Raw genomic sequence first — 24,966 nt, forward strand, 5'->3', positions numbered from 1 at the left:
ACGGGATCACTATCGACCAACAGCCTTAATGGATGGTTGCCGCCAAAGCGAAAGGCTCAGGCGGCAGCGGTTTCTGCCTCCGCGAGGCGCACCAGCTTGAGCAGGACGGCAGCGCTGCCCTTGAGCCGCTGCTCGGCGCTATCCCAGTCGCGCACCAGGACCACCTTCTGGTCGGGGCGGATCTTCGCCAGCACGCCCTGCTCGGCAATGTAGGATACCAGCCCGGCAGGATTGGCGAAGGAGCTGTTGCGGAAGGCAATGACCACGCCCTTCGGTCCGGCATCGATCTTCTCCACATTGGCCCGGCGGCACAGCCCCTTGATGAAGACGATCTTCAAAAGGTGCTCCACCTCTTCCGGCAGCGGACCGAAACGGTCGATGAGCTCGGCGCCGAACGCGTCGATCTCCTCCGGCGCGGCAAGGTCCGCCAGTCGCCGATAGAGAGAGAGGCGCAGCGGCAGATCGGCGACATAGCTTTCCGGGATGAGAACGGGCGTCCCGACCTGGATCTGCGGCGACCAGGTCTCCTCGGCCTCGGTGTCGTCGCCGGTGCGCAGCTGCGCCACCGCCTCTTCCAGCATCTGCTGATAGAGTTCGAAGCCGACTTCCTTGATGTGCCCCGACTGCTCCTCGCCGAGCAGGTTTCCGGCACCGCGAATATCGAGATCGTGGCTGGCGAGCTGAAAACCGGCACCGAGGCTGTCGAGCGACTGCAGCACCTTGAGCCGCCGGTCGGCGGTGGTCGTCAGCGACTTGTTGGCCGGCACCGTGAACAGCGCATAGGCCCGCGTCTTCGACCGGCCGACGCGCCCGCGCAGCTGGTAGAGCTGGGCAAGGCCGAACATGTCCGCCCGGTGGACGATCAGCGTGTTGGCGGTCGGGATGTCGAGGCCGGATTCGACGATGGTCGTCGACAGAAGCACGTCGTACTTGCCCTCGTAGAAGGCGTTCATGACGTCTTCCAGCTCGCTCGGCGCCATCTGGCCATGCGCCACGGCGACCTTCACCTCCGGCACGTTCTGCTCGAGGAAGGCCTTCTGCTCGGCAAGATCCGAGACGCGTGGGCAGACATAGAAGCTCTGGCCGCCGCGATAGCGCTCGCGCAGCAGCGCCTCGCGCACCACCACCGGATCGAACGGCGAGATGAATGTGCGCACGGCAAGCCGGTCCACCGGCGGCGTCGCGATCAGCGACAGTTCCCGCACGCCGGTCAGCGCCAGCTGCAGGGTGCGCGGGATCGGCGTTGCCGACAGGGTCAGCACATGCACCTCGGATTTCAGCTCCTTGAGCTTCTCCTTGTGCTTCACACCGAAATGCTGCTCCTCGTCGATGATCAGCAGGCCGAGATCGCGGAAGGTGACGCCCTTGCCGAGCAGGGCATGGGTGCCGACGACGATATCGACCGAACCGTCGGCAAGCCCCTTCTTGGTCGCCGCAAGGTCCTTGGCCGGCACCAGACGCGAGGCGTGGGCGACATTGATCGGCAGGCCCTGGAAGCGCTCGGAGAACGTCTTGAAATGCTGGCGGGCCAGCAGCGTCGTCGGCACCACCAGCGCGACCTGCCGGCCGGTCATGGCCGCGATGAACGCCGCCCGCAGGGCCACCTCGGTCTTGCCGAAACCGACATCGCCGCAGACCAGCCGGTCCATCGGGCGGCCGGACGCAAGATCCTCGAACACCGCGTCGATGGCGTTGAGCTGGTCCTCGGTCTCGTCATAGGGGAAGCGCGTCGCGAATTCGTCGTAGACGCCTTCCGGCGGAACGATGGGCGGTGCGGTACGCAGGGCCCGGGCGGCAGCGGTCTTGATCAACCCGTCGGCGATCTCGAGGATCCGCTTCTTCATCCGGGCCTTGCGGGCCTGCCAGGCCCCGCCGCCCAGCTTGTCGAGCTGCGCCTCGGTGTCTTCCGATCCGTAGCGGGTCAGAAGCTCGATGTTCTCGACCGGCAGGAACAGCTTGTCGCCGCCGGCATATTGCAGCTCGAGACAATCGTGCGGCGCGCCGGCCGCCTCGATGGTACGCAGGCCGATGAACCGGCCGATGCCGTGGTCGACGTGGACCACAAGGTCGTTCTGGGCAAGGCTGGCGGCCTCGGTCAGGACGTTGGCGCCCGATGCCTTGCGGCGACGCTGGCGCACCAGACGGTCGCCGAGAATGTCCTGTTCGCAGATGACGGTCAGGCCGTCGACCTCGAAGCCCTGCTCGATGCCGAGCACGGCGAGCGCGGCCATACCCTTGGGCAGGCCCAGCGCATCGCGGTCGGTCGCAACGGGCGCTGCGCGGTCGAGGCCGTGATCTGCAAGGACATGCGACAGGCGCTCGCGCGATCCCTCGCTCCAGCAGGCGATGACGATGCGGTCGCCTGCCTTGCGCCGGGCGCTGGCATGGGCCGCCAAGGCATCGAAGACGTTGACGTCGCCGGCGGAGCGTTCCGCCGCGAAGCTGCGTCCTTGCCGGCCACCGAGCTCCAACACCTGCTGCCCTGTTCCGGGAGGAACGTCGAAGGCCGACAGGCGCAGGCTCGCACCGTTTGCAAGGGATGTCGCCCATTCCTCGCCGGTCAGATAAAGCGCATCCGGCGCCAACGGCTTGTACGGCACCGCTCCGGAGCCCGAGGACTTGCCCAGCGCATCGACACGCGCCTGATGGTGTTCCGTGATCTGCTCCTGACGCTCGCGCACCACGTCGTCGATGGATGACGAGAGAACGAAGGGCACGCCCGGGCAATAATCGAACAGGGTTGCGAGTCGGTCGTGGAACAGCGGCAGCCAGTGCTCCATGCCGGCATAACGACGGCCTTCGCTGATCGATTGGTAGAGGATGTCGTCCCGATCGGCGGCGCCGAAGCTTGCCACATAACCCTTGCGGAAACGCGAGACGGTTTCGTCCGTAAGCACCACCTCGCTCATCGCGACGAGATCGAGATGCTTGATCTGCCGCGTCGTGCGCTGGGTTTCGGTGTCGAAGGTGCGCAGCGATTCCAGCGTGTCGCCAAAAAAGTCGAGGCGGACGGGCGCTTCCATTCCCGGCGCGAAGACATCGACGATACCACCGCGCACGGCGTATTCGCCCGTGTCCTGCACGGTGGAGGAGCGCACGAAGCCGTTGGTCTCCAGCCACGAGACCAGCCCGCCGAGATCGACCCGGTTGCCCGGACGGGCACTCCAGCTCTGGCTGCGGGCGAAATCCGGCACCGGCAGGCGCTGCAAGGCGGCGTTGGCGGTGGTGAGAAGGATCGTCGGCCCCTCGAACGCACCGCCTCCGCCGGCAAGCCGGCTGAGCGACGTCAGGCGCCGGGCGACGAGCGCGGAGGTCGGCGAAACCCGGTCATAGGGGAGGCAATCCCAGGCCGGCAGGTCGAGCACATCGCAATCGGGCGCGAAGTAGGCGAGCGCATCCTGCACGCTGCGCGCATGACTGGCGTCGCGCGCCACGAACACGAGGGAGAGGCCCGGCCCCGCATCCTTGACCAGAGCGGCCAGCACATAGGCTTCCGCGCCATCCGGCACGCCGGTAATGACGGCATTGCCTGTCTTGAGGGAGAGTTTGTCGACCACGATTCGGTTCCCGGCCCGGCCAGCCACACCCCATGCGACTGGCGGAGTGTTTAGCTGCTTTGGCTGCGATAGGCGGCGATGGCGCGATAAAGCTCGGTATCGTGCTCGGCCGGGACCGGCTTGCGCCCGATCATCCAGGCGAACAACTCCTGGTCGGACACGTCCATCAGCACTTCCAGCGTGGCAAGCTCCGCCTCGCTCATCGTGGCGATGTTCTCGCCCACATAGCCGCCGAGGAGAATGTCCATCTCCTTCATGCCGCGATGCTGGCAGCGATAGAGAATGCGCTTGCGCCGCGCGTTGTCGTCGTCGCGCTCGCTTTCGGACGTGACCGTGCGGTCTGCCATGCCGTTTCCTTTGTCTTCGCCAGCGTCCGCTGGGGACGCATCTGCCCGGCCGCACGGGTGCGGCCTTGACAGAACCCTGATCGTGCGCGGGTTATAGCGGTCCCCGCGTGAAACTCAATGCACGGGGCTGCCGCCGGTTCCAGCGACCGTGCCCTTGGCAGCATGTCCACCAGCCAGAAGACCGGCCCGCTTCCTGTCCATGCGCCCTTCGATCCTCGATCCCCTGTTCGCTCCCGTTTCGTCCCTGCCGGGCGTCGGCTCCAGGCTGGCGACACGGCTTGTCAGCCTTCTGGGAACGGACCCGGAACGCGAGCCGCATGTCATCGACCTGTTGATGCACATCCCGAGCGGCATCATCGACCGGCGCCTGCGCCCCGGCATCGCGCGTGCACCGGAAGGAGCCATCGTCACGCTGGAGGTGCGGATCGACCGCCATCAGGCCCCTCCCCGCGGCAGTCGCGCCCCCTACCGGATCTTCGGCCACGACGACAGCGGCGAGATCGCCTTCGTGTTCTTCCATGCCAATTCCAGCTGGCTGGAAAAATCGATGCCGGTGGGCGCCGATCTCATCGTCTCCGGCCGGGTCGAGTGGTTCAATGGCCGTCCGCAGATGGTTCACCCCGACCATGTGGTGCCGGCGGACGAGGCCGACACGCTGCCGCTGGTCGAGCCCGTCTATCCGCTGACGCAGGGCCTGTCGGGCAAGGTACTGCAAAAGGCCATCGCTGCGGGCCTGGAGCGCGTGCCGGATCTTCCCGAATGGCTGGATGCTGCCCATGGCAAGCGGGCGAACTGGCCCTCGTTCCGCGAGGCACTGATCGCGCTGCATCGGCCGGACGAGGCGCGCCTTGCCGAACAGGGCGAGGAAAGCGCAGCTTTGGCGCGCCTCAGCTATGACGAGTTTCTCGCCAACCAGCTTGCGCTTGCCCTCGTGCGGCGCTCGCTGCGCCAGACACGGGGCATTGGCCGCACATTTGACGGAGCCTTGAAGGCGAAGATCCTGGCTGCCCTTCCCTACTCATTGACGGACGGACAGGCGCAGGCGGTCCGGGAAATCGAGGAGGACCTCGCCTCGCCCATCCGCATGCTGCGTCTGCTGCAAGGCGATGTCGGCGCCGGCAAGACCGTGGTGGGCTTGCTCGCAGCGGCTGCCGCCATCGAATCGGGCGCCCAGACCGTGTTGATGGCGCCGACCGAAATCCTCGCCCGCCAGCACCATGCCTCGCTCGCCCCGCTGTGCGAGGCCGCCGGCATTCGCATTGCCGTCCTCACCGGACGAGACGGCACCCGGCACAAGCGCGAGACGCGAGCAGCGCTGGAAGCCGGCGAGATCGACCTTCTCGTCGGCACCCACGCGCTTTTCCAGTCAGACATTGCCTTTGCCAATCTCGGCCTGGCCATCGTCGACGAGCAGCACCGCTTCGGCGTCCACCAACGCCTGATGCTCGCCTCCAAAGGACAGGGCGTCGACATGCTGGTGATGACGGCCACGCCCATCCCGCGCACGCTGGTGCTCACCTATTTCGGCGACATGGAAGTCTCCCGCTTGACGGAAAAGCCCGCCGGCCGCCAGCCGATCACCACGGTCGTCGTGCCGCTCGACCGCATGGACGAGGTGGTCGAGCGCCTGCGTGCCGCCTTGCAGGAAGGCAAGAAGGCCTACTGGGTGTGCCCTCTCGTAGAGGAATCGGAAAAGTCCGACCTCGCTGCGGCCGAGGAGCGCCATGCGGTCCTGACGCAGCTCCTTGGACCGCGCGTTGCGCTGGTGCACGGCCGCCAGAGCAGCGACGAGAAAGACGCTGCCATGCGCGCGTTCAAGGACGGCCCCGTCCAGCTTCTCGTCGCCACCACGGTGATCGAGGTCGGCGTCGACGTGCCGGAAGCCTCCATCATCGTCATCGAGCACGCCGAGCGATTCGGCCTGTCGCAGCTACACCAGTTGCGCGGCCGGGTCGGGCGCGGCAAGGAAGCCTCGACCTGCCTGCTGCTCTACAAGACGCCTGTCGGCGAAACTGCCCGCGCGCGCCTGTCGATCATGCGCGAAACCAACGACGGCTTCCTGATCGCCGAGGAAGATCTGCGGCTGCGCGGCGAGGGCGAAATTCTCGGCACCCGCCAGTCCGGCACGCCGGGCTTCCGCATCGCCGATGCAGGTACGCAAGCAGAGCTGCTGGAGACCGCGCGCGACGACGCCCGGCTGGTGCTGGAGACCGAGCCGGCCCTCGATGGCAAGCGCGGTCCGCACCTGAAGATGTTGCTCTATCTCTTCGGCCGCGACGAAGCGGTCCGCCTGCTCCGCGCCGGGTGACGTCGGGAGCGGGCCGACGGCACGATCTCAACCTGCCGAAGCGGTCGCCTCGTCCTCGTTCTTCTGCAGCTGTGCCGAGGCCAGCTTCTCGTATTCCGGACTGACCAGGCCCGCGGAGATGACGAGCTTCGCCGCTTCTTCCACCGTCATGTCGAGTTCGATGATCTCGTTCTTAGGCACGTAGAGCAGGAAACCCGAAGTCGGATTCGGCGTCGTCGGTAGGAAGACGGCGGTAACATCCGCCCCCTCCTTGTCGAGCCGGTGCGCGACCTCGCCGCGTGCATCGGTTGCGATGAACACGATCGCCCACAGGCCCGGACGGGGATACTGGATGATCGCCGCCTTCTTGAAGCTGTTCGAACGCTCCGCCAGCACCGTCTCGAAGATCTGCTTCAGGCCACTGTAGAGATTGCGCACTACCGGCATGCGGCCCAGCAGCAGCTCGCCATAGGACACCAACGTCTTCCCGGCGATATTCGCCGTCAGGAAGCCGATGACGACAAGCGCGAGGAAAGCGACGATCAGGCCGATGCCCGGAACCGGAAGGGGAAGATAGGTGTCGGGATTATACACCTGCGGGATCAGCGGCTTGATCCAGCCGTCCACCCACTGGACGATCGACCAGGTCAGATAGGCCGTGATGCCGAGCGGGCCGGCAATGATCAGTCCGGTAAGAAAATAGTTCCGCAGCCGGGTCATTGCCCTCGGCCGCGCCGCTGGCGCCGGGATTGGCTCCAGCTCTTCGGGATTGCTGCTTCCGCTCATAATTGCTTCACGTCCTGCCATGCGGCGATACGGCTCCGGCTGTACCACCCTCGCACACTACGATGTTGCAGCGCCGAACTAGCCCCCTGCCCAAACATTTGATAGTCAGCCTGAGCGATTGAGCAAGTCGCCATGGAGACAAACCGGTTTCATGGACCAGAATGCACCCACGCCCGGCTCGTCCTGGGCCCTGCGTCTCGGTTACCGGCTGCTCGGTGCGATGCTGGTGGCAATCGGCATCGTCGGCGCGTTCCTGCCGCTGCTTCCTTCCACCATCTTCTTCATCGGCGCAACAGCCTGCTTTGCCCGCTCCTCGCCGGCACTCGAAGGTTGGCTGCTCGAGCACCCGAAATTCGGCCCCGGCATCCGCGCCTGGCGCGACGAGCGGGCGATCCGTCCGCGCGCCAAAATCGCTGCGCTCTGCGGAATGGCCTTCGGCTATGCCGTCTTCCTGCTCTCGGCCAAGCCGACCTTGCCGCTGGCCGTTTTCGTCTCCGTGGTGCTGATGGGCTGTGCGACCTATGTCGCCTCGCGTCCCTCGGGCTCCGAGTACGACTGAAACGACCTGGCTGCCTCTTTCTCGCCAATGGTTTACCATCGCGCGACAAGGCGTCGCACCATGTGATGCCGGTCACGGCGACAGGACATTCCTGCGCGCAGACTTGCCTCATCCCGTCATCCGCTCCCGCAAGGACAGGCCGACGGTCAAACCAGAGAATGCGAGGATTTGGCAATGACCAGGAGATCACATGTCTTTGCAGGCGCGACCTGCGCCGACCCGCCGCCCCTGACCGCAAGCCTGCAGGCTGCCATCTGGTTGCTCATGGGGATGGCGCTGGCCTTTTTCGCCGTTCTGCAGACGCCGGCTGCGGCCCAGCCGCTGGACCTTGGCCGCGACAGGCCCATCATCCTGCCCGAACGGCCGATCCTTTGCGCCCCGCCGCGAGTGATGCAGAACGGCCGCTGCGTGCGCCCCGACCGGCCGATCCTGTGCCCGCCGCCGCGCGTGATGCGCGGCGGTCGCTGCGAAATGCCCGAACGTCCGGCGGTCTGCCTGCCGCCCAGGGTCATGCGCAATGGCCGGTGCGTCCTGCCGGCCCCGGTGATCTGCACGCCTCCGCGGGTGATGCAGAACGGCCGCTGCGTCATGCCTCCGGTCATCTGCCGCCCGCCGCAGGTCCGCCGCGGCAACCGTTGCGTTATGCCGGAGCGTCCCGAGGTATGCCGTCCGCCGATGGTGATGCGCGGCGGCCGCTGCGTTGCACCGCCGGTCATCTGCCGCCCGCCGGAAGTGCGCCGTGGCAATCGCTGCGTGATGCCCGAACGGCCGCCGGTCTGCCGTCTGCCCTACATCTATTCCGCCCGTGAGCGGCGCTGCATCCTGCCGGTTCCGGTGCCGCCAATCGTCACCCCGCCGGCCTGCATTGCGCCCTGGCAGTACTCGCGATCCGCAGGCGGCTGCATCTGCCCGAGCGGCTATGTGGTCGACCGCGGCGAATGCGTGCGCCGCGACAGCCAGGCCTGCACGTTCCCGTTCGTCTATTCCTCGAACGAGAACCGCTGCGTCTGCGCACAAGGGTATCGCCCCTTCGGTGCCGGATGTGCGCCTGAGCGGCCCGCTCCGACGCCGCAGGAAAACATCTCCTGGATCCAGGCCTGCCTGAACGCCGCCGGCTACGACGCCGGCCCGATCGACGGCCTGACCGGCCGCCGGACGCGCGATGCCTGGACCAGCTTCCGTGAGGACAGCGACCTTGGCACGGGCGAGGCGCCGTACACGGATCCCGAGACGCTGGCCAAGCTCTTCGCCGCCTGCAATCCAGCCGGCGAGAACGGGAACGGAGCAACCACGTCCGATACAGGCACCGATGAGGATACGGACGCTGAGGGCAAGGAGACGGGTGATACCGATGCCGTTCCATCAGCCGGCCCGTTTGCCGCCACCCCTGCCCTTTGCGCCAGCGGCCGGCTCTACGGCCTGCTCAGCGCCGAGGACGAGAGCCTGGAGCCCTGCGGCCGCAGCTGCATCCCGGCACCGGAAGGGATGAGCGAGGAAGAGCTGTTCCAGCAGCAGGAGCGTCAGGGCATCACCTGGTGCCGCTCCTGCGTCACCGTCGGTGCGCTGGGCATGCTGTGCCCTGCTGCGGCCAGCGATGAAGACACCGCAACCGGCACGAAGGAAACGGCGAACTGAAACTTGCCCGCCGGTAAAAACAGGAAAGGCCGCCCGGAACTCCTCCGGGCGGCCTTTTCGTTTCAGGTCGAAAGACCGGGCGTTGCCGCTTACTCCACCGTCACCGACTTCGCGAGATTGCGCGGCTGGTCCACATCCGTACCCATGAAGACGGCGGTATGATAGGCCAGCAGTTGCACCGGCAGGGCGAAGACGATGGGCGCGATGAACTCCGGCACATCCGGCACAACGACCGTGCGCCAGGTCGGCGCCCCGCAGGCAGCCGCGCCCTTCTCGTCGGTGATCAGCACCACCTTGCCGCCGCGCGCCGCAACCTCTTCCATGTTGGAGACCGTCTTCTCGAACACCTGGTCGAACGGCGCGATGACGATCACCGGAACGTCCTCGTCGATCAGCGCGATCGGACCGTGCTTCAGCTCGCCGGCCGGATAGCCTTCCGCGTGGATGTAAGAGATTTCCTTCAGCTTCAGCGCACCTTCCATGGCGAGCGGGAAGCTTGTCCCGCGTCCGAGGTAGAGAACGTCGCGGGCCCGCGACAGCGGCTGAGCCAGCGCCTCCACCTCGGCCTCGAGCGACAGCGCGCGGTTGACCGTGCCCGGCACCTCGGCAAGGGCACGCACCAGCGCGGCAGCCTCGTCGGCGGAGACATGGCCCCGCTGCACGCCGGCATGCACCGCGAGCGAAGCCAGTACGGCGAGTTGGCAGGTGAAAGCCTTGGTCGAAGCGACACCGATCTCGCGACCTGCGATCGTCGGGAACACCAGATCCGCCTCGCGGGCGATGGTCGATTCCGGTACGTTGACCACCGCCGCGACCTTGATGCCCTGCGACTTGCAATAGCGAAGGCCCGCCAGCGTGTCCGCCGTCTCGCCGGACTGCGAGATGAACAGCGCCATGTCGCCCTTGCGGATCGGCATTTCGCGGTAGCGGAACTCGGAGGCGACATCGATGTCGACGGGCAACCTGGCGTAACGTTCGAACCAGTACTTCGCCACGAGTCCCGCGTAGTAGGCGGTGCCGCAGGCCGAAATGATCAGCCGGTCGAGCGGTGCGAAGTCGATGGAGGTGCCGTTGGCGAAGGTCGTTTGCATCTTCGACAGATCGAGATAGCGCGACAGCGTATGGCCGATGACCTCCGGCTGCTCGTGGATCTCCTTGGCCATGAAGTGGCGGTAATTGCCCTTGTCGATGGTCAGGGAGACGGCCTGCGAGGCGATCACCGGCCGCTCGACCGGCGCATTGGAAGCGTCCATGATTTCGCAGCTGTGGCGGGTGAGCACCACCCAGTCGCCTTCCTCCAGATACGAGATCCGGTCGGTGAAGGGCGACAGCGCGATGGCGTCCGAGCCGAGGAACATCTCGCCTTCCCCATAACCGACGGCAAGCGGCGAGCCGCGCCTTGCGCCGATCAGAAGATCCTCCTGGCCTTCGAAGAGGAAGGCCAGTGCGAAGGCTCCCCTGAGCTTGGGCAGGGTCACGGCCACCGCATCGCGCGGGCTGGCGCCGCGAGCGAGCTCGCGCGAGACCATATGCGCGACGACTTCCGTATCCGTATCGCTAGAGAGTTTCGCGCCGTCGGCCTGCAGCTCGCCGCGCAGCTCCAGATAATTTTCGATGATGCCGTTATGAACGACTGTCACGCCCGGCGCCGAATGCGGATGGGCATTGGCCTCGGTCGCCGCGCCATGCGTCGCCCATCGGGTGTGGCCGATGCCGGCAAGGCCGGCGAGCGGTGCGCGTTCCAGCTTTTCCTGAAGGTTGCGCAGCTTGCCGGGGGCGCGGCAACGCACCAGCCGCCCAGCGTCGAGCGTTGCAACGCCGGCCGAATCGTAGCCACGATATTCCAGCCGCTTCAGCGCATCGACCAGCAGGCCCGCGACCGGCTGCTTTCCCAAGATCCCGACAATTCCGCACATATGTGAGTGTCTCCAAAGGCCGCAGTCAGGCGCGTGCCGTTTCGACGTTGCACCTGTCGTGTCTGGCCACACCCATAGCGAACGCAGCCTCTTTCCGCACAATCAAAACCTGTTTCAATTCGTGACACGGATTTGCAAACAAAGACGAAACAGCCCTCCCATTATCTCCGCAAAATTGCCTAAAAGCCTTTGCGTCGACAGAAACTTCAGGCCTTGTTAACCATGTCCGGCGTTTTCTGGAACGATACAAATCAAGCGCGGGATACGCGGCGTGAAACCGCTGAAGGCGAGCAAGGGAAGAAGGCCGGTTCAAATTACCGGCGACACGCGGTCCGTCGCGCTCTGGGGCGGCGGTGCGATGCTCTTTGCCGTGGTTGGCGCTGCATCCGTTTTTCTCGCACAAGATCCTCCCTTTCGCGGCCGCACTGCCGGTACGATGTTGTTGCCCCCGCAGGGCGAAGTCGGGAGCACCGCCTCCATTTCCGCACGCAAGCCGGGCGGCATCGAGATTTACCCCTCCGACGGCGGCGTCGAGGGCGCGCAGGCTCGCCGCCTGATGCAGGCCGAAGTCGAAACGCTGCGCCGCGAGGTCGCCGAGTTGCGGCGCGCCATGTCGGTGATGCACGAGCGCGGCGAAATCATCGCCGAACGCAAGGAACAGGCTGACGCGCCGCCTCCATCCGCCACCTTCCGTGAGAACATGGATGCGGCCGTTGGCGCGCGCGCGGGACCTGCCACGCCGGTCGAGATCGTGCCTGCGCCAACCGCAAGACAGACTGCCCCGCAGGCGACTCTGCGCACCGCGGATGCAGTCCCCGCGAAGGCCGAAGCGGTCGAAGCCAAGCCGGAAAACCTCATCGAGGCTGCCCTGCCCGAGACATTGCGCCAGCCGGTGCGGATCGTCGCTCTGCCGATGTCTGGAGAAGCGACGACAACCGCGTCCATTCCCAGTTCCGGTGAGCAGGACATCGCCGAAGAGCCCAGCCTTTCGGTGAACGGTGCTGCAGGGCATATCGCCTCGGACAGCGGCGACCGGATACGGCGCACCGACTTCGGCATCGACCTCGGCCTGTACGCTTCCCGCAACGCAGCAGAAGAAGCATGGACGAGCCTGCGCGCCGCGCGCGAGGACCTGCCGGCCCAGCTTGTCAGCCGTGTCCTTCCCGAAGAGGAAGGCCAGAGCGTGCGGCTTTATGTCGGCCCCTATCCCAACGCCGCCGATGCAGCTGCGACTTGCGTCCATATCGCCGACGAGGGTATCAGTTGCCGGCCCGTACCGTTCCCGCGGGCCCGCGCCGAGTAACACCAGGCTCAAGGCCCGGCCGGCCGGAAGCCCCAAACGGCACCCTCCCAGGTCAGGCTCTCCATGTTCGATCCCACGAATGTCCGGCAGCGGGCCTTTGCCCTGCTTCTCGTGATGCCGCTCTTCTTCGCGTCCAACATCGTCATCGGCCGTGCCGCCGCCGATGCGGTGGAGCCCTGGACGCTCGCCTTCCTTCGCTGGCTCATAGCCCTGCTGATCCTCTTGCCCTTCGCCTTGCCAGGCCTCAAGGCGCATGGGCGCGACATCGCCCGGAACTGGGATCTCATCGGCCTGATGGGCCTGCTCGGGATGTGGTTCTGCGGCGCCGGCGTCTATTTCGCGCTGCGCTATACCAGCGCGACCAACGGAACGCTCATCTACACCTCTTCGCCTGTGCTGATCCTGGTGCTGGAATGGCTCTTCCGCGGTCGCGCCATCGGCCGACGCGAGGCCATCGGCATCGTGCTGGCGATTCTCGGTGTCGTCGCCATCGTGGTGAAGGGGTCGCTCGCCCAGTTGTTCGCCCTTCGCTTCAACGCAGGCGACGTGATCTTCGCCATCGCCGCCCTCAGCTGGGCGGTCTATTCGGTTCTACTGAAGCGCAGTACGCTCTCTGCCGTGCCGACGATGTCGCTGTTTGCGGCCCTCGCCTTTGCAGGTGTCGTCACGCTCGCCCCCTTCATGCTGGTCGAGATCGCCGAAACCGGGCACTTCCCCGCGTCCCTGGACGCCTGGCTATCCATCTTCGGCCTCGCCTCTATCTCCTCGGTTCTGGCCTTCTACTGCTTCCAGCACGGGGTCGCGGTGGTCGGACCGTCGACGGCAGGGCTCTTCATGTACCTGCTACCGCCCTACGGCGTCCTGATGGCCGTGGTCTTTCTGGGCGAGGAGCTGCACGGCTACCACTTTGCCGGCTTTCTTTTGGTCATGGCCGGTCTGCTGCTGGCCACTGCACCAAGCGCCCTGTGGCGCCGGTTCGCTGCGATGCTGCCACCGTCGCTCGCGCATGCCTTGCCCCGCCGCGACGCCGAGTAGACCGCCGAAACCCCATGAAAAAGCCGCCGAACCCAAGGCCCGGCGGCTGCGAACACTCCGACCGAAACGGTCGGCGCTCAGCCGAACATGTCGGCGGTAATCCCCTCGTACCAGCCGACCGATTCCTCGTAGGTCATCTTTCTCAGGGCCGCATCCTCACCCGTCTGGCTGATGAAGCTGTCGACGGAGGCGATCTTTTCTTCGCCGGCTTCGTATCTTGCGCCGACCTTCACCCCGTCGTCGGTTGCGATGAGGCTCCAGCAGGTGTTGGAGAACCGCGGCGGGAACTTGCTGGATCCGGTCAGGTCGGCCCGGATCGCCATGGCCGCAACCTTGGCCTGGCTGTTGGCGGAGAAACCGGACTTCGGCATATCGCCGGCAATGCAGGCATCGCCGATGACATGAATGCTCGCGTCCGCCTTGCTCTGCATCGTCGCCGGTTCGATGGCACAATATCCGCTTTCGTTGGTCAGACCCGCCGCCTCGGCAATTCGGCCAGCTTTCTGCGCGGGAATGATGTTGGCGACATCCGCCTTGATCGTATCGAGACCGGTCACGATCTCGCCCGTCTGCGGGTTGACGCTCTCGATGCCGCCATGGATGGATGCCGGCAGCCACTCGACCATGCCGGGATAATGCTTCTCCCAGCCCTCCATGAATAGCGCCTGCTTGGAGAACGCTTCCTTGGGATCGATCACCACGATCTTCGCCGTCGGGTTGGACTGCTTGAGCAGATGCGCGACCATCGAAACGCGCTCATAGGGTCCCGGCGGGCAGCGATAGGGGTTGGGGGGCGCCACCATGGCGAAGGTTCCGCCCTCGCGCATCGTCGCGATCTTGTTCTTCAAAAGCGCGGTCTGTGTGCCCGCTTTCCATGCGTGCGGCATCAGCGAGGCGGCTTGCAGAGAATACCCCGGCACGCTGTCGTAGATGAGATCGATGCCCGGTGCGACCACCAGCTTGTCGTAGGGAACGCTGCCGCCGCCGGCGAGCGTCACTGTCTTGGCGTCCCGGTCGATGCCGACGGCCCAGTCATGAACGACATTGACCCCGAAGTCGGAGGCCAGCCTATCGTAGGTGTGGCCGATGGATTCCAGCGAGCGGAAGCCGCCGAGATACAGGTTCGAGAAGAAGCAGGTGTAATAGGCTTTGGTCGGCTCGATCAAGGTGACATCGATGGCCCCCTTGCTGTCCTTCGCCAGATAGCGGGCTGTGGTCGCGCCGCCGGCACCGCCGCCGATCACCACGACCTTGGGCCGCACCTGGCCATAGGCCGCATGCCCCATTCCCGTCAACAGCCCCGCACCGGCAATCGCCGCCGCACCTTTCGCAAACCGTCGCCGTGTGATCCCCATGTCTTGCTCCTCCCATTCCCGCTCTGCGGGCTTCCCTTGAATTTTCAACCCAAAGTTATCCCCTTCCTTGCTCCTCACTCAAGCGTTTCGAAGTAGACCGCCAGCGACGCGATTTCCTCGTCCGTCAGGCTTGCGGCCACGGAGCGCATGACCGGGTTTTCCCGGTACTTCGACCTGTAGGCATGCATGACGGTCACGAAGCGGCGCGCCGGCCAGTTGGTGATGGACGGAATGCCCTTGTCCTCGCCGCTGGCCTGGTGGCAGGTGACGCACTCGCTGGAAAGGTACTCGCCATAGGCGGGATCGCCCGTGATCGACAGGATGTGCTCGGGCAGGTCCGGATCGCCTGCCGAGGCATGCACGGGCGCCGTCGGCGGCGTCTCGGGAATGTTGGAGGAGCCCGGCGAATGCTGGCGGATGAAAGCGACAAGTGCCTTCTGGTCGGCCTCGCCCTTGAGACCGCGGAACTTCATCCGCGTGCCTTTCACGGTACCGGGCGGATCGGCGATGAAGGCGGCAAGCACCGCCTCGTCCCAGACGAGACCGTCCTGCCCGGCCTGCTTCATGGCATCGGAATAGCGGAACCCCTCGAGGGTTCCCGCCCGGCGACCGAAGATGTTGTTGAGATAGGGACCGACCGCGTGTCGCGCCTTCGGCCCGACCTGATGGCAGGATTGGCACTGGCGGAACAGCTTGCGGCCCTGGTCGACCAGTTCTTCGCGCGCCATCGCCGGCAGCACGCTTCCCGCCCAGGCAATCGCAAGCGCAATGCCCAGAACACCGGACCGAACGCCACTCACTCCCATTCTCGCACTTCCCCCTCCCAAGGTGACGAGAAACAATCGCGACCGGCTATACCGGGCCGGCAGTCTAGTCGACGGACATGCCGGCGGCCTCTTCATCCTCCGGCGTCACATCGATGATGCGGGCCCGCTTCGTGACCTTCACAGCCGTCTTGCAATCCGTCATGCAAAGTTCGGCTTCGGTCTTCATCGGCTCTTCCGGCCGCGTGTCGTCGATGAACCCGCCCTCGTTCGGCATCTTGATCGAGGTGAAATTCTCCTTCGAAAGCTCGAACTCCTCATCCGTCACGACATCGTTCAGATACAGAAGATACGCAACGATAGCATAGGTTTCGTCGGGCGAAAGGCTCTGCGCATTCCCAAACGGCATGGCTCTGTAGACGTAATCGTAGACAGTCGACAAATACGGCCAGTAGGAGCCGATCGTCTTCACCGGGTCGTGCGACGATAGCGAGCCCGCTCCGCCGGCCAGCACCGGCCAGCGTCCGGCCCCCTCGCCGAAATCGCCGTGGCACACCGCGCATTGCTCGGAGAAGATGACCTCGCCCTCAGTGACTGTCCCGCGTCCTTCGGGCAGGCCCTGCCCGTCCGGGCGCACATCGATGTCCCAGCCGGCAACCTCCTCGGGTGTGGCCGGCGTTCCGAGACCGAGCTTGCCGGCGCTCGCCGGCATCGCCCCGGCAAGGACGAGCGACAGGACCAGAGCGGCAGACTTAAGAGATCTCGACATTTTCAACGCTCCCGTTGGCCTTGACCTCCCAGGTCTGGATACCGTTGTTGTGATAGATGGAGTTGGTGCCGCGGGCGGCACGCAACTGGTCCTTGGTCGGCTGCACGAAGCCGGCATCGTCATAGGCGCGCGACTGCAGAAGCAGCGGCGATCCGTCCCAGTCGAATTCGTAGTAGAAGCGGTGCAGCGCCTTCGGCAGGCTCGGCCCGTCGATCCGCGCCCGATGCCAGTTGCGGCCCCCGTCGGTGGTGACGTCGACCCGGGTGATGCGCCCCTTGCCCGACCAGGCAAGGCCGGTCAGCACAGTCTGGCCGCGACCATGCAGGATGGGCGCCTGGGGGCTGGGATTGGTGATCACCGACTTGGTATCCATCACCCAGGTGAAGCGCCGCGCCTTGCCGCCCTCCAGCAGATCCGTGTATTTCGACGTCTCCTCGCGGGCATGCCACGGCTCGTCGCCCACCTCGATGCGGCGCAGCCACTTCACCCACATGTTGCCTTCCCAACCGGGCACCACGAGGCGGGCCGGATAACCCTGTTCGGGACGCAGCGCCTCGCCGTTCATCTTGAAGGCGACCATGCAGTCGTCCAGCGCCTTCTCCAGCGGGATGGAGCGGTTCATGCCGGCGGAATCGCCGCCTTCCGGCATGACCCACCGGGCATTGGTCTTCACCCCTGCCTCTTCCAGCAGGTATTTCAGCGGCACGCCCGTATACATGACGCAATGGACCATGCCGTGGGTGAACTGGCAGCCGTTCAGCTGGGCACCGCGCCACTCCATGCCGGAGTTGGCGGCGCATTCCAGGAAATAGAGTCGGTTCTCACGCGGGAAGCGCTTCAGATCATCGAGCGTGAAGACCAGTGGCGTGTCGACCAGACCGTTGATCATCAGCCGGTAGTCCGTCGGATTGACATCGGCGACGCCGCTGTGATGCCGCTCGAAGCACAACCCGTTCGGGGTGATGATGCCGTCCAGCTCATGCAGCGGCGTGAAGTTCACCGAGCTCTCGCGCGAGGCCGTGAGCCACTCGACGCTGCGTCGCACCACATGCGCCTCGTATTCGGACGGCACGCCGTAGGGCGACGCATCGACGCCCGCGCCCAGATAGCGGCTCCAGTCGGCGACGTTCGGCGGCAGGTTGTCGGGATTGGCCTCCGAGGCCCGGGCAAGACCGCCGGTCGCGACCAGTCCGCCGACCGCAAGTCCCACCTTCAGCAGCGACCGGCGGCCCGGGCTTGCCGGCGCGCCGTCGGGTCCTGGTGTTTTCTTCATGTCGTCCTCCGCAGGCATCTTTTCAGATACGCGATTTCATATGATTGAACATTGAAGTGAGAGCTGCGCCCCACCCCTGCCCTCTCAGATCCCGGTGACGCGCACGGCGCGGTTCGGCTCGAGCGTGACCGTTCCGCGATCCTTCAGATGGGCCTCGACCACATCCCAGATCGCCGGGCCTTCCGTCCCCTCGTTCACGCTGGCCCAGCCGGTCATCACATAGCTCTTGTTCGCCTCGACCGCCGTCCCGTCGGCGATGATCGTCATGTCGGAAATCCGGCTGCCGATGTCCTTCGTGGGATCGATCGAATAGGCCATGCCGCCGACGCGCACCATGTCGCCGCCCTGCTGGTAGTAGGGATCGGCATTGAAGAGATTGTCCGCCACGTCCTCGAGGATGTCCTTGAGCATCGTGCCGGTCATCTCCGATCGGTAGGTCGCCGGATAGGTCATCGACGTGGCGTTGTGCAGGTCCTCCACGGTGATCGGCTGACCGGCCGGAACCGACGTACCCCAGCGAAAGCCCGGCGACAGGGCGATCTGCGCCTCGCGCTGCTCCAGCAGGGCATCGCAGATGAGATCGTCGAACGAGCCGTTGAAGTTGCCGCGCCGATAGAGCAGCGTTTCGGTGGTCGCGAGTTCGCGTGCCAGCTCGTCCGCATGGGGCGCGCGGATCTTCTCCACCAGCGCCGTCATCTCCGCATCGGGTGCAATGACGTCCGAGAAGATCGGGATCAGCCGATAGCGGAAATCCTTCACCTCGCCGCCTTGCACGTCGAGATCGAGGCGCGAGAGGAACTTACCGTTGGAGCCGGTAGCGACCAGCAGCGTCTTGCCCACCTTCACCGGCTCAGGCAGTGCATCGTGCGTGTGGCCGGTCAGGATCACGTCGAGGTCGGTCACCCGGCTTGCCAACTTGCGGTCGACGTCGAAGCCGTTATGCGACAGCAGGACGACAAGCTCCGCACCTTCAGCGCGCACGGCATCGATATTGGCCTGGACTTCCTCCTCGCGGATGCCGAACGACCAGTCGGGCATCATCCAGCGCGGATTGGCGACCGGCGTATAGGGGAAGGCCTGGCCGATGACGGCGACCTTGACCCCGCCGCGCTCGAAGATGCGATAGGGCTCGAAGACCGCCTCGTCCCATTCGGTGTCGCGGATATTGCTGCCGAGGAAGGCATAGGGAAGTCCCTCGACCAGTTCCTTCACGCGCTCCGCGCCATAGGTGAACTCCCAATGGCCGGTCATGGCGTCCGGCGCCAACGCGTTCATGACCTCGATCATGTCCGTGCCGCCGGTCTTCAGCGAGGTGTAGCTGCCCTGCCAGGTGTCGCCGCCGTCCAGGAACAGCATCCGGTCCTCGCGCTCGGCGCGGATCGACTTGAGCACGGTGGCGATGCGGTCGATGCCGCCCATCCGGCCATAGGCGCGCGATAGGGAATCGAAGTCGACCGAGGTCAGCGCATATGCCTCCGGAGAGCCCGGCTGGAGATTGTAGAGCTTGAGGAAGTCCTCGCCGGTCACATGCGGCGGCAGACCCCTCACTTCGCCGACGCCGAGGTTGGTCGACGGCTCGCGGAAGTAGACCGGCATCAGCTGGGCATGGATATCCGTCAGATGCACGAGGGTGACATTGCCGAGCGGCCGGAACGACAGAAGATCGTCCTGGGTCAGGCTTTGCTGGGCGGCCAGCCGCGCCCACTGGCCGAAGCCGGAACCGCTGGTCAGGGCACCGGCGGCCACCGCCGCCATCAGGAACTCACGTCGCGAAATCATGCTCGCTCATCCACTTCCGGGTCGCCCGCCGCCTGGATTTGTTCGCACAGGCATAGCGGAGCCGTTGCGCCGCAACGGGCGCGAACGGAACATTCTGTTGTCAAACGGGTCGGGGCGGCCCGCGCCACCCCGGATCGGGGGCGCGCCTAGTTGCGCACCGCCGGGGTCTCGACCGAAAGGCCCGTACCGCGCCAGGCAAGATAGGTCTCCAGTGCGACGAATTCGTCGGAGCCGACGCCATAAGGCTCCGCCCGGACCTCCTGCATACAGCCCTTGAAGCGACGGTGCAGCGAGCCGACCTTCTGCCATTTCAGGCGGTAGGTCGGGAAGCCGTTCGACTGGCCCTGGCTGAGATGATCGGCACGAATGTAGTTGCCGTAGTTGGTCTCGTGGCAACTCGCGCAAGCTAGGTCCAACTGACCGCTGCGTGCGTAATAGATTTCTTTTCCCTTGTCCCACCAGCTCTGCATGTTACCGGCCTTCAGGTCGAGCGCCACGGGCATGCCGCGGGACTGCAGGCCGACATAGGCGGTCATGCTCAGCATCTGGTCGGATTCCCATTTCCAGGCATCCGCGCCCATTCGTTCAGTCCGACAGGCGTTGACATACTGCTCCATCGACATCGGCTTGCCGGCGGCCTCGTTCCACTTCGGCATGGAGGCGCGCACACCCTTCATGCTTTCCGAAGCATCGCCATGACAGCTCTCGCAGGACTTGCCCGCGCTGCCCTCGACCGTAGACCAGAGCGCCTCGCCCTGCTCGACCATCAAAAACCCGGGATTGTTGAAGTCGTCGAGCTCCAGGTCCTGGGTTTCCTTGGTCCGGAACTCGAAGCCGGAAATGACCTCGCTCAGGGGATGCCCCTCGGGCGGCGCCACCCGCGTCACGATGATCGTACCGTCGATGCTCGGCATCTCGGTCTCGTCACCGTTCGCGGCGCCCGTCGCCAGGACCGCGATAGCGGCGGTGCCGACGATAAGTGTGCCCGCAAGTTTCTTCATAAGCCTCCCCCTGTGATGCGGGCTGCCGACCCGCCTTATGCCGTTCGACTGTCCACCGGCGACCTCCATCGCCGGCAGGGGCCGCCTTACTCGACGGTGATCTTGGATTCGCTGGAATAGACCGAGCCGTCGTCGTCCACCCAAGTGAACTTGAACGTGCCCGTCTCCGGCACCCTGGCGCTGAATTCCAGGTAGGGATTGGCCGAAATCGCCGGCTCGAGATCGCAGGAGAAGACAGGCTTCCCGTTGAACTCGCAGGTGAACTTGTTGATGATCGACCGGGGAATGACATTCCCCTGGTCGTCCTTGCGCTGGCCGGACTCCATCTTGTGGGAAATGAGGGTCTTGATCTGAATGACCTCGTCCTTGGACGCTGTCTTCGGCACCTTGACGCGGGGCTTGGAAGTGGACATCTCACGCTCCTGATGGCGATGAATGTTGAAGAATGGGCGCGGGCCGGAGGGCTTAGCCGCCGCAGCCGCCGATCGTCACCTTGACGGTCTTACGGTCCATGAAGACCTTGCCCGTCGACGTCTTGGCCAGCGCGATCACGTCCTGCGTCTTGGCAAGGCGCATCCGGGTGGTAGCATCCGCGGAACCCGACATGGACGAGAAGTGGAACGTCGCCACGCCCGGCTGCGGGTTGCCTGCAGCGAGCAGCATCACGGCGGTCACGTGGTCGGCTTCGGTCATCGGGCTGTCGACAGAAACGCCGATCGGCACGGTGTTGCCGTTCTCGGCGATCTCCGGCGCTGACAGCGAAACGGTGCCTGTCTCAACCGAGGCGCCGCCGGCAAAGGCATCGATGGCCGCCTGCATCTTGGCGTCTTCCGCCGCTGCAAGGCGCGGCAGGCCCGTCATTCCGAGAATGGCGGCTCCAGCACCAAAGGCCAGCGCCTGGCGTCGTGTCATGTTCATCTTGAGTTCCTCGCGAAAGATCGACTGGTCGCAGCAGCCCGTCCGGCGTCCGCGGCTCAATCCTTGAGCGTCATCAGATAGGCGACCACATCCTCGACCTGCTGTGCGGTCATGATGGTCTTGCCGGCGAATTTCGGCGCCACCCGGTGAAAACCTTCGTTGCGGTAGAAGGCCGGCATAACGGTGCCCTCGTAGACCATCTTGGGATTGACGATGATCATACGCAGGGTCGCTTCGTCCCAGCGATCGGCAACGCCGTCGAGCGGCGGGCCGACTTCGCCATGGAACTGCTGATCGGACAGCTCCGTCGCCGTGTGGCAGGCGACGCAGTTGCCCAGCCGGCGATCGATCACGGCTTGGCGACCGGCAGCGGCGTCGCCGGGAACGCCTGTCAGCGATTTCGGAATGGTTCCGTCGACAACTTCGTAGGACACGATGTCTTCGGCAGCAGCCGTTGCAACGCCTGCAAGCAGGACGCACGCGGCCGTCATACCCCTACGAAAGAGGTTCATAGGCTGTTTTCCTTCCCTCTGACCGGCTTGCGCCAGCGTCAAGCCGGCGTTCCCGGCCTTGTCTTCTTGGCGGCCGATTCAATCGACCTGTCGAAACCGTAGCACCATCGGGAAGGGCAATCAATTCACATATTCATTTATGAGAATACGTTGATGCGGCCGCATTCTCCCCCAGGATGCGGGATCGAGCTTAACCTATGACGGCGAGAGCGGGAAACGTTTCGAGCAGCCAGAAGGAGAGCCGCGCCATCTGCCCGGTCATGAAGGCGACGCCGGTGATGATCAGGAACACGCCCATCACCCGCTCCACCGTCACCATGTGCTTGCGGAAGCGGCGCATGAACCGCATGAACGATCCGGCGAAAAGGCCCGCAATCAGGAACGGCACGCCGATCCCCAGCGCGTAGGAACCGAGCAGGACAGCCCCCTGCACCACCGATTCCTCGGTGCCGGCAACGAACAGGATCGCCGCCAGGATCGGCCCCACGCACGGCGTCCAGCCGAAGGCGAAGGCAAGACCGATCACATAGGCGCCCAAAAGGCCCGCCGGCTTGCGCTCCACATGCACCCGCGCCTCCCGGTACAGCAGGCCGATGCGGAACACGCCGAGGAAATGCAGGCCCATGACGATGATCGCCGCGCCCGCGATATAGCCGAGCACCTGAATATGCTGCGTGACGAACTGGCCGATGAAGGATGCGCTGGCACCCAGCGCCACGAACACGGTCGAGAAGCCGAGTACGAAGGCCAGAGAGGCGAAGAACACCTTGCGCGGATCGGCCCTTTCCTCCTCGCCTTCCCCCGTCAGTTGATCGAGGGAAACGCCGGCGAGAAAGCCGAGATAGGGCGGGACCAGCGGCAGGACGCAAGGCGACACGAAGGAAAGGAGGCCCGCGAAAAACGCGCCGATGACTGTGACGTCCTGAAACATGAGCCTACCTGCTTGCTGCCTGGGACCGGGCGGGACGCCGAGGTGAGCGGCGGTCCGATATCGCCAGGCATAACGGATACACGCTACACGGCAATGTGACCCCTTGCCTCAACTCGTATTCCTCTTTTCGCATATGATCCACTTGTTTTGGTATAGGCTGGCGGGATAGACGTGTCCCCTCACCTTTTGGCGAGCAGGAAGAAAGATCATGCGTTGGCCGGTCCCGACTCTGCCCCTGATGCTCGTGACGGCCCTCGCCGTTTTTGCCGCCCCGCAGGCGCGCGCAGCCGAACTCGTCATGTTCGAGCAGAAGGGCTGCGAATGGTGCATGCGCTGGCATGCGGAGATAGGGCCGATCTATCCCAAGACCGAGGAAGGCCGGCAGGCGCCACTTCGTCGCGTCGACATCCACGAGCCGATGCCCGATGATCTGGCATGGATGAAGGGCGAACGGTTCACGCCGAGCTTTGCGCTGATCGAGGATGGTCGTGAGATCGGCCGCATTCGCGGGTATCCCGGTGAAGACTTCTTCTGGGGCCTCCTGGGGCAGATGATCGAGAAGCTGACCCCTTCTGCCGAAGACGCGGACGATCGCCCTGCGGCCGGTTGATCCGGGGCCATATGCGGATTGGCCGTCAAACCTGTATACTGAGAAACACCAAGTTCCGGCTCGCCCCGTTGCGCGAGCGGACCGACGACAAGGGATACGCATTTGGCACTGCCGGGAATCAAGGAACTCAAGTGTTCGGACGACCTCGACAGGATCGTGGACCGCGCGAAGACCGCGAGTGACTTCCTGAAGGCCATTGCTCATGAGAGCCGCTTGCTCATCCTGTGCATCCTGGCGGAAGGGGAAAAGTCCGTCACGGAACTGGAGGCCCTGCTCTCGCTGCGCCAGCCGACCGTTTCCCAGCAGCTCGCACGCCTGCGAATGGACAAGCTCGTCACGACGCGGCGCGAGGGAAAGACAGTCTACTACCGTCTGGCGAGCGACGACGCCCGCCAGATCATCGAGGCGGTCTACACCGTTTTCTGCCGGGATTGATCCGGCCTGAATGCCCTCCGGCGGACGACGGACCACCGGCGGAGACGATCGATAGATCCGGTCGTACGCGAGGGGGAGGCGCGGCCGATGGAGATGCAGACATCCTTGGTGGTGGCGCTGTGCGGCTTTGCCGGCGGCGTTGTGCTGGGCCTCGCCGCGCGTGTCGGCCGGTTCTGCACCATGGGCGCGCTGGAGGACGCGTTTCTCGGCGGCGACATGAGGCGGCTGCGCAGCTGGGCGCTGGCGATTGCCGTTGCGATCGCGCTGACCCAGATCGCGACTGCTCTCGGCTATATCGATCCCGTGCGCTCGATCTACCTTCCCTCCACCCTCCCTTGGCTCGGCGCGATTGCCGGCGGGTTGATGTTCGGCATCGGCATGGCGCTTGTCGGCACCTGCGGGTTCGGCACGCTCGCCCGTATCGGCGGCGGCGACCTGCGCTCCGTCGTGACCTTTCTCGTCATGGCCGTCTCCGCCTACATGGCCATGCGCGGGATCACCGGCGTCCTGCGCCAGGTCCTGATCGATCCCTTCACGCTGTCGTTTGCCTCGCTCGGCGGCACGGCGCTCGATGACATTCTCGACAAGGCACTCGGCATCGAGACCGGCGCGGCGCTGGGGCTCACCCTCGCCTGCATGCTGGGCGCCTGGACGTTGCGCGACGGCGCCTTCCGGTCCGAAACACGCCTCGTTGTCAGCGGCATCGCCGTCGGCCTTGCGATCACCGGCGGATGGCTTGCCACCGGCCTGCTCGGCAACAATCCGTTCGAGCCGCAAAAACTCGAATCCTTCACCTTCGTGCGCCCGCTCGGCGACGCGCTGGTCTATGTCATGACCTTTAGCGGCGCAACGCTGACCTTCGGCATCGGCTCGGTCTTCGGCGTGATCTTCGGGGCGGTTGCCGGCGCCTTGTTCAAGCGCGAGTTCCGCTGGGAGGCCTGCGACGACGTCCGGGAGCTTCGCCGCCACATGGTCGGCGCCTTCCTGATGGGAACCGGCGGCATCCTTGCCTTCGGCTGCACCATCGGTCAGGGCATCACCGCGGCCTCGGTCCTGGCCGTGTCCGCGCCGCTGGTGATGCTGTCCATCGCCGTCGGCGCACGCCTGGGCCTCGCCTGGCTGATCGAGGGCAGCATCATGGGCCTCTTCGGCCAGCGCGGCTCTCACGGCGCCTGACACCGGAACGGCAAAGGC

The 24,966-nt window shown here is 65.2% G+C and carries 22 protein-coding genes; 8 read left to right on the plus strand and 14 right to left on the minus strand.

The features are described 5' to 3' along the window. Positions 1-56: 56 nt before the first annotated feature. Both mfd and MNI96_RS01695 read right to left on the minus strand, forming a co-directional pair. On the minus strand, positions 57-3,557 hold the full coding sequence (mfd, locus tag MNI96_RS01690; RefSeq protein WP_249689786.1) for a transcription-repair coupling factor: 3,501 nt from the start codon (positions 3,555-3,557) through the stop codon (positions 57-59). 50 nt (positions 3,558-3,607) lie between these two features. Beyond that, entirely contained in the window at positions 3,608-3,904 is a 297-nt protein-coding gene (locus MNI96_RS01695; RefSeq protein WP_249689788.1) for an FAD assembly factor SdhE, read from the minus strand. Positions 3,905-4,103: 199 nt separating this feature from the next. Here MNI96_RS01695 and recG point away from each other — a divergent pair, with 199 nt between their 5' ends. Continuing rightward, positions 4,104-6,212, plus strand: coding sequence for an ATP-dependent DNA helicase RecG (gene recG, locus MNI96_RS01700; protein ID WP_249689790.1), 2,109 nt, complete (start codon positions 4,104-4,106; stop codon positions 6,210-6,212). 27 nt (positions 6,213-6,239) lie between these two features. Here recG and MNI96_RS01705 read toward each other — a convergent pair whose 3' ends face one another. Further along, positions 6,240-6,911 (minus strand): DUF502 domain-containing protein, encoded by a 672-nt coding sequence (locus MNI96_RS01705; RefSeq protein ID WP_249689792.1) that lies wholly within the window; start codon positions 6,909-6,911, stop codon positions 6,240-6,242. 217 nt (positions 6,912-7,128) lie between these two features. On the opposite strand from MNI96_RS01705, the gene MNI96_RS01710 reads away from it, so the two are divergent. Both MNI96_RS01710 and MNI96_RS01715 read left to right on the plus strand, forming a co-directional pair. Next, positions 7,129-7,536 (plus strand): YbaN family protein, encoded by a 408-nt coding sequence (locus tag MNI96_RS01710; RefSeq protein WP_249689794.1) that lies wholly within the window; start codon positions 7,129-7,131, stop codon positions 7,534-7,536. Between the two features lie 174 nt (positions 7,537-7,710). Continuing rightward, positions 7,711-9,171 carry a peptidoglycan-binding domain-containing protein gene (locus MNI96_RS01715; protein WP_249689796.1) on the plus strand — a complete coding sequence of 487 codons (1,461 nt, stop codon included), beginning with the start codon at positions 7,711-7,713 and terminating at the stop codon, positions 9,169-9,171. Between the two features lie 89 nt (positions 9,172-9,260). Here MNI96_RS01715 and glmS read toward each other — a convergent pair whose 3' ends face one another. Then, the gene (glmS, locus tag MNI96_RS01720; protein ID WP_249689798.1) at positions 9,261-11,087 is read right to left on the minus strand and encodes a glutamine--fructose-6-phosphate transaminase (isomerizing); all 1,827 of its coding nucleotides are present in this window, start codon (positions 11,085-11,087) and stop codon (positions 9,261-9,263) included. Positions 11,088-11,358: 271 nt separating this feature from the next. Between glmS and MNI96_RS01725 the strand changes: the two genes are divergently transcribed. Both MNI96_RS01725 and MNI96_RS01730 read left to right on the plus strand, forming a co-directional pair. Beyond that, entirely contained in the window at positions 11,359-12,390 is a 1,032-nt protein-coding gene (locus MNI96_RS01725; RefSeq protein WP_249689800.1) for an SPOR domain-containing protein, read from the plus strand. A gap of 63 nt (positions 12,391-12,453) precedes the next feature. Further along, positions 12,454-13,425: a DMT family transporter gene (locus tag MNI96_RS01730; RefSeq protein WP_249689802.1), complete on the plus strand. Its 972-nt coding sequence runs from the start codon at positions 12,454-12,456 to the stop codon at positions 13,423-13,425. Positions 13,426-13,502: 77 nt separating this feature from the next. Here MNI96_RS01730 and MNI96_RS01735 read toward each other — a convergent pair whose 3' ends face one another. The 10 genes from MNI96_RS01735 to MNI96_RS01780 all read right to left on the minus strand — a co-directional run bounded on the left by MNI96_RS01735 (position 13,503) and on the right by MNI96_RS01780 (position 22,727). Next, the gene (locus MNI96_RS01735) at positions 13,503-14,780 is read right to left on the minus strand and encodes an NAD(P)/FAD-dependent oxidoreductase (RefSeq protein WP_249689804.1); all 1,278 of its coding nucleotides are present in this window, start codon (positions 14,778-14,780) and stop codon (positions 13,503-13,505) included. Between the two features lie 74 nt (positions 14,781-14,854). Further along, positions 14,855-15,580, minus strand: coding sequence for a c-type cytochrome (locus tag MNI96_RS01740; protein WP_249689806.1), 726 nt, complete (start codon positions 15,578-15,580; stop codon positions 14,855-14,857). A gap of 70 nt (positions 15,581-15,650) precedes the next feature. Further along, positions 15,651-16,313 (minus strand): c-type cytochrome, encoded by a 663-nt coding sequence (locus MNI96_RS01745; protein ID WP_249689807.1) that lies wholly within the window; start codon positions 16,311-16,313, stop codon positions 15,651-15,653. Further along, positions 16,297-17,586, minus strand: a complete 1,290-nt coding sequence (gene soxC / locus MNI96_RS01750; protein WP_249689809.1) for a sulfite dehydrogenase — start codon at positions 17,584-17,586, stop codon at positions 16,297-16,299. The genes MNI96_RS01745 and soxC overlap by 17 nt, the downstream gene beginning before the upstream one ends. An 84-nt stretch (positions 17,587-17,670) precedes the next feature. Then, positions 17,671-19,365, minus strand: a complete 1,695-nt coding sequence (gene soxB / locus MNI96_RS01755; RefSeq protein WP_249689811.1) for a thiosulfohydrolase SoxB — start codon at positions 19,363-19,365, stop codon at positions 17,671-17,673. Positions 19,366-19,511: 146 nt separating this feature from the next. Continuing rightward, complete coding sequence (soxA, locus tag MNI96_RS01760; RefSeq protein WP_249689814.1) at positions 19,512-20,366, minus strand: sulfur oxidation c-type cytochrome SoxA; 855 nt, start codon at positions 20,364-20,366, stop codon at positions 19,512-19,514. An 86-nt stretch (positions 20,367-20,452) separates the two neighbouring features. Beyond that, the gene (gene soxZ, locus MNI96_RS01765; RefSeq protein WP_249689816.1) at positions 20,453-20,779 is read right to left on the minus strand and encodes a thiosulfate oxidation carrier complex protein SoxZ; all 327 of its coding nucleotides are present in this window, start codon (positions 20,777-20,779) and stop codon (positions 20,453-20,455) included. Between the two features lie 52 nt (positions 20,780-20,831). Further along, positions 20,832-21,284, minus strand: coding sequence for a thiosulfate oxidation carrier protein SoxY (gene soxY / locus MNI96_RS01770; RefSeq protein ID WP_249689818.1), 453 nt, complete (start codon positions 21,282-21,284; stop codon positions 20,832-20,834). Positions 21,285-21,340: 56 nt separating this feature from the next. Next, positions 21,341-21,796: a sulfur oxidation c-type cytochrome SoxX gene (gene soxX, locus MNI96_RS01775; protein WP_502960294.1), complete on the minus strand. Its 456-nt coding sequence runs from the start codon at positions 21,794-21,796 to the stop codon at positions 21,341-21,343. A gap of 190 nt (positions 21,797-21,986) precedes the next feature. Beyond that, positions 21,987-22,727, minus strand: coding sequence for a cytochrome c biogenesis CcdA family protein (locus MNI96_RS01780; RefSeq protein ID WP_249689820.1), 741 nt, complete (start codon positions 22,725-22,727; stop codon positions 21,987-21,989). 208 nt (positions 22,728-22,935) lie between these two features. Between MNI96_RS01780 and MNI96_RS01785 the strand changes: the two genes are divergently transcribed. From MNI96_RS01785 to MNI96_RS01795, 3 genes are all read left to right on the plus strand, one after another. Then, entirely contained in the window at positions 22,936-23,337 is a 402-nt protein-coding gene (locus MNI96_RS01785; protein ID WP_249689822.1) for a thioredoxin domain-containing protein, read from the plus strand. 108 nt (positions 23,338-23,445) lie between these two features. Next, positions 23,446-23,772: a metalloregulator ArsR/SmtB family transcription factor gene (locus MNI96_RS01790; RefSeq protein ID WP_502960295.1), complete on the plus strand. Its 327-nt coding sequence runs from the start codon at positions 23,446-23,448 to the stop codon at positions 23,770-23,772. An 87-nt stretch (positions 23,773-23,859) separates the two neighbouring features. Continuing rightward, positions 23,860-24,948, plus strand: coding sequence for a YeeE/YedE family protein (locus MNI96_RS01795; protein WP_249689824.1), 1,089 nt, complete (start codon positions 23,860-23,862; stop codon positions 24,946-24,948). Positions 24,949-24,966: the final 18 nt, after the last annotated feature.

Source organism: Stappia sp. WLB 29, assembly GCF_023507705.1.
Lineage (GTDB): Bacteria > Pseudomonadota > Alphaproteobacteria > Rhizobiales > Stappiaceae > Stappia.

What these genes read in the sequence shown, in the direction of transcription:
- MNI96_RS01745 (WP_249689807.1), bottom strand. Translation starts at nt 16,313, where the DNA reads ATGTCGAGATCTCTTAAGTCTGCCGCTCTGGTCCTGTCGCTCGTCCTT.
- MNI96_RS01780 (WP_249689820.1), bottom strand. Translation starts at nt 22,727, where the DNA reads ATGTTTCAGGACGTCACAGTCATCGGCGCGTTTTTCGCGGGCCTCCTT.
- MNI96_RS01695 (WP_249689788.1), bottom strand. Translation starts at nt 3,904, where the DNA reads ATGGCAGACCGCACGGTCACGTCCGAAAGCGAGCGCGACGACGACAAC.
- glmS (WP_249689798.1), bottom strand. Translation starts at nt 11,087, where the DNA reads ATGTGCGGAATTGTCGGGATCTTGGGAAAGCAGCCGGTCGCGGGCCTG.
- recG (WP_249689790.1), top strand. Translation starts at nt 4,104, where the DNA reads ATGCGCCCTTCGATCCTCGATCCCCTGTTCGCTCCCGTTTCGTCCCTG.
- MNI96_RS01710 (WP_249689794.1), top strand. Translation starts at nt 7,129, where the DNA reads ATGGACCAGAATGCACCCACGCCCGGCTCGTCCTGGGCCCTGCGTCTC.
- MNI96_RS01705 (WP_249689792.1), bottom strand. Translation starts at nt 6,911, where the DNA reads ATGACCCGGCTGCGGAACTATTTTCTTACCGGACTGATCATTGCCGGC.
- soxZ (WP_249689816.1), bottom strand. Translation starts at nt 20,779, where the DNA reads ATGTCCACTTCCAAGCCCCGCGTCAAGGTGCCGAAGACAGCGTCCAAG.
- soxY (WP_249689818.1), bottom strand. Translation starts at nt 21,284, where the DNA reads ATGAACATGACACGACGCCAGGCGCTGGCCTTTGGTGCTGGAGCCGCC.
- soxX (WP_502960294.1), bottom strand. Translation starts at nt 21,796, where the DNA reads ATGAACCTCTTTCGTAGGGGTATGACGGCCGCGTGCGTCCTGCTTGCA.
- soxA (WP_249689814.1), bottom strand. Translation starts at nt 20,366, where the DNA reads ATGAAGAAACTTGCGGGCACACTTATCGTCGGCACCGCCGCTATCGCG.
- MNI96_RS01785 (WP_249689822.1), top strand. Translation starts at nt 22,936, where the DNA reads ATGCGTTGGCCGGTCCCGACTCTGCCCCTGATGCTCGTGACGGCCCTC.
- MNI96_RS01735 (WP_249689804.1), bottom strand. Translation starts at nt 14,780, where the DNA reads ATGGGGATCACACGGCGACGGTTTGCGAAAGGTGCGGCGGCGATTGCC.
- soxC (WP_249689809.1), bottom strand. Translation starts at nt 17,586, where the DNA reads ATGAAGAAAACACCAGGACCCGACGGCGCGCCGGCAAGCCCGGGCCGC.
- MNI96_RS01795 (WP_249689824.1), top strand. Translation starts at nt 23,860, where the DNA reads ATGGAGATGCAGACATCCTTGGTGGTGGCGCTGTGCGGCTTTGCCGGC.
- MNI96_RS01715 (WP_249689796.1), top strand. Translation starts at nt 7,711, where the DNA reads ATGACCAGGAGATCACATGTCTTTGCAGGCGCGACCTGCGCCGACCCG.
- MNI96_RS01730 (WP_249689802.1), top strand. Translation starts at nt 12,454, where the DNA reads ATGTTCGATCCCACGAATGTCCGGCAGCGGGCCTTTGCCCTGCTTCTC.
- soxB (WP_249689811.1), bottom strand. Translation starts at nt 19,365, where the DNA reads ATGATTTCGCGACGTGAGTTCCTGATGGCGGCGGTGGCCGCCGGTGCC.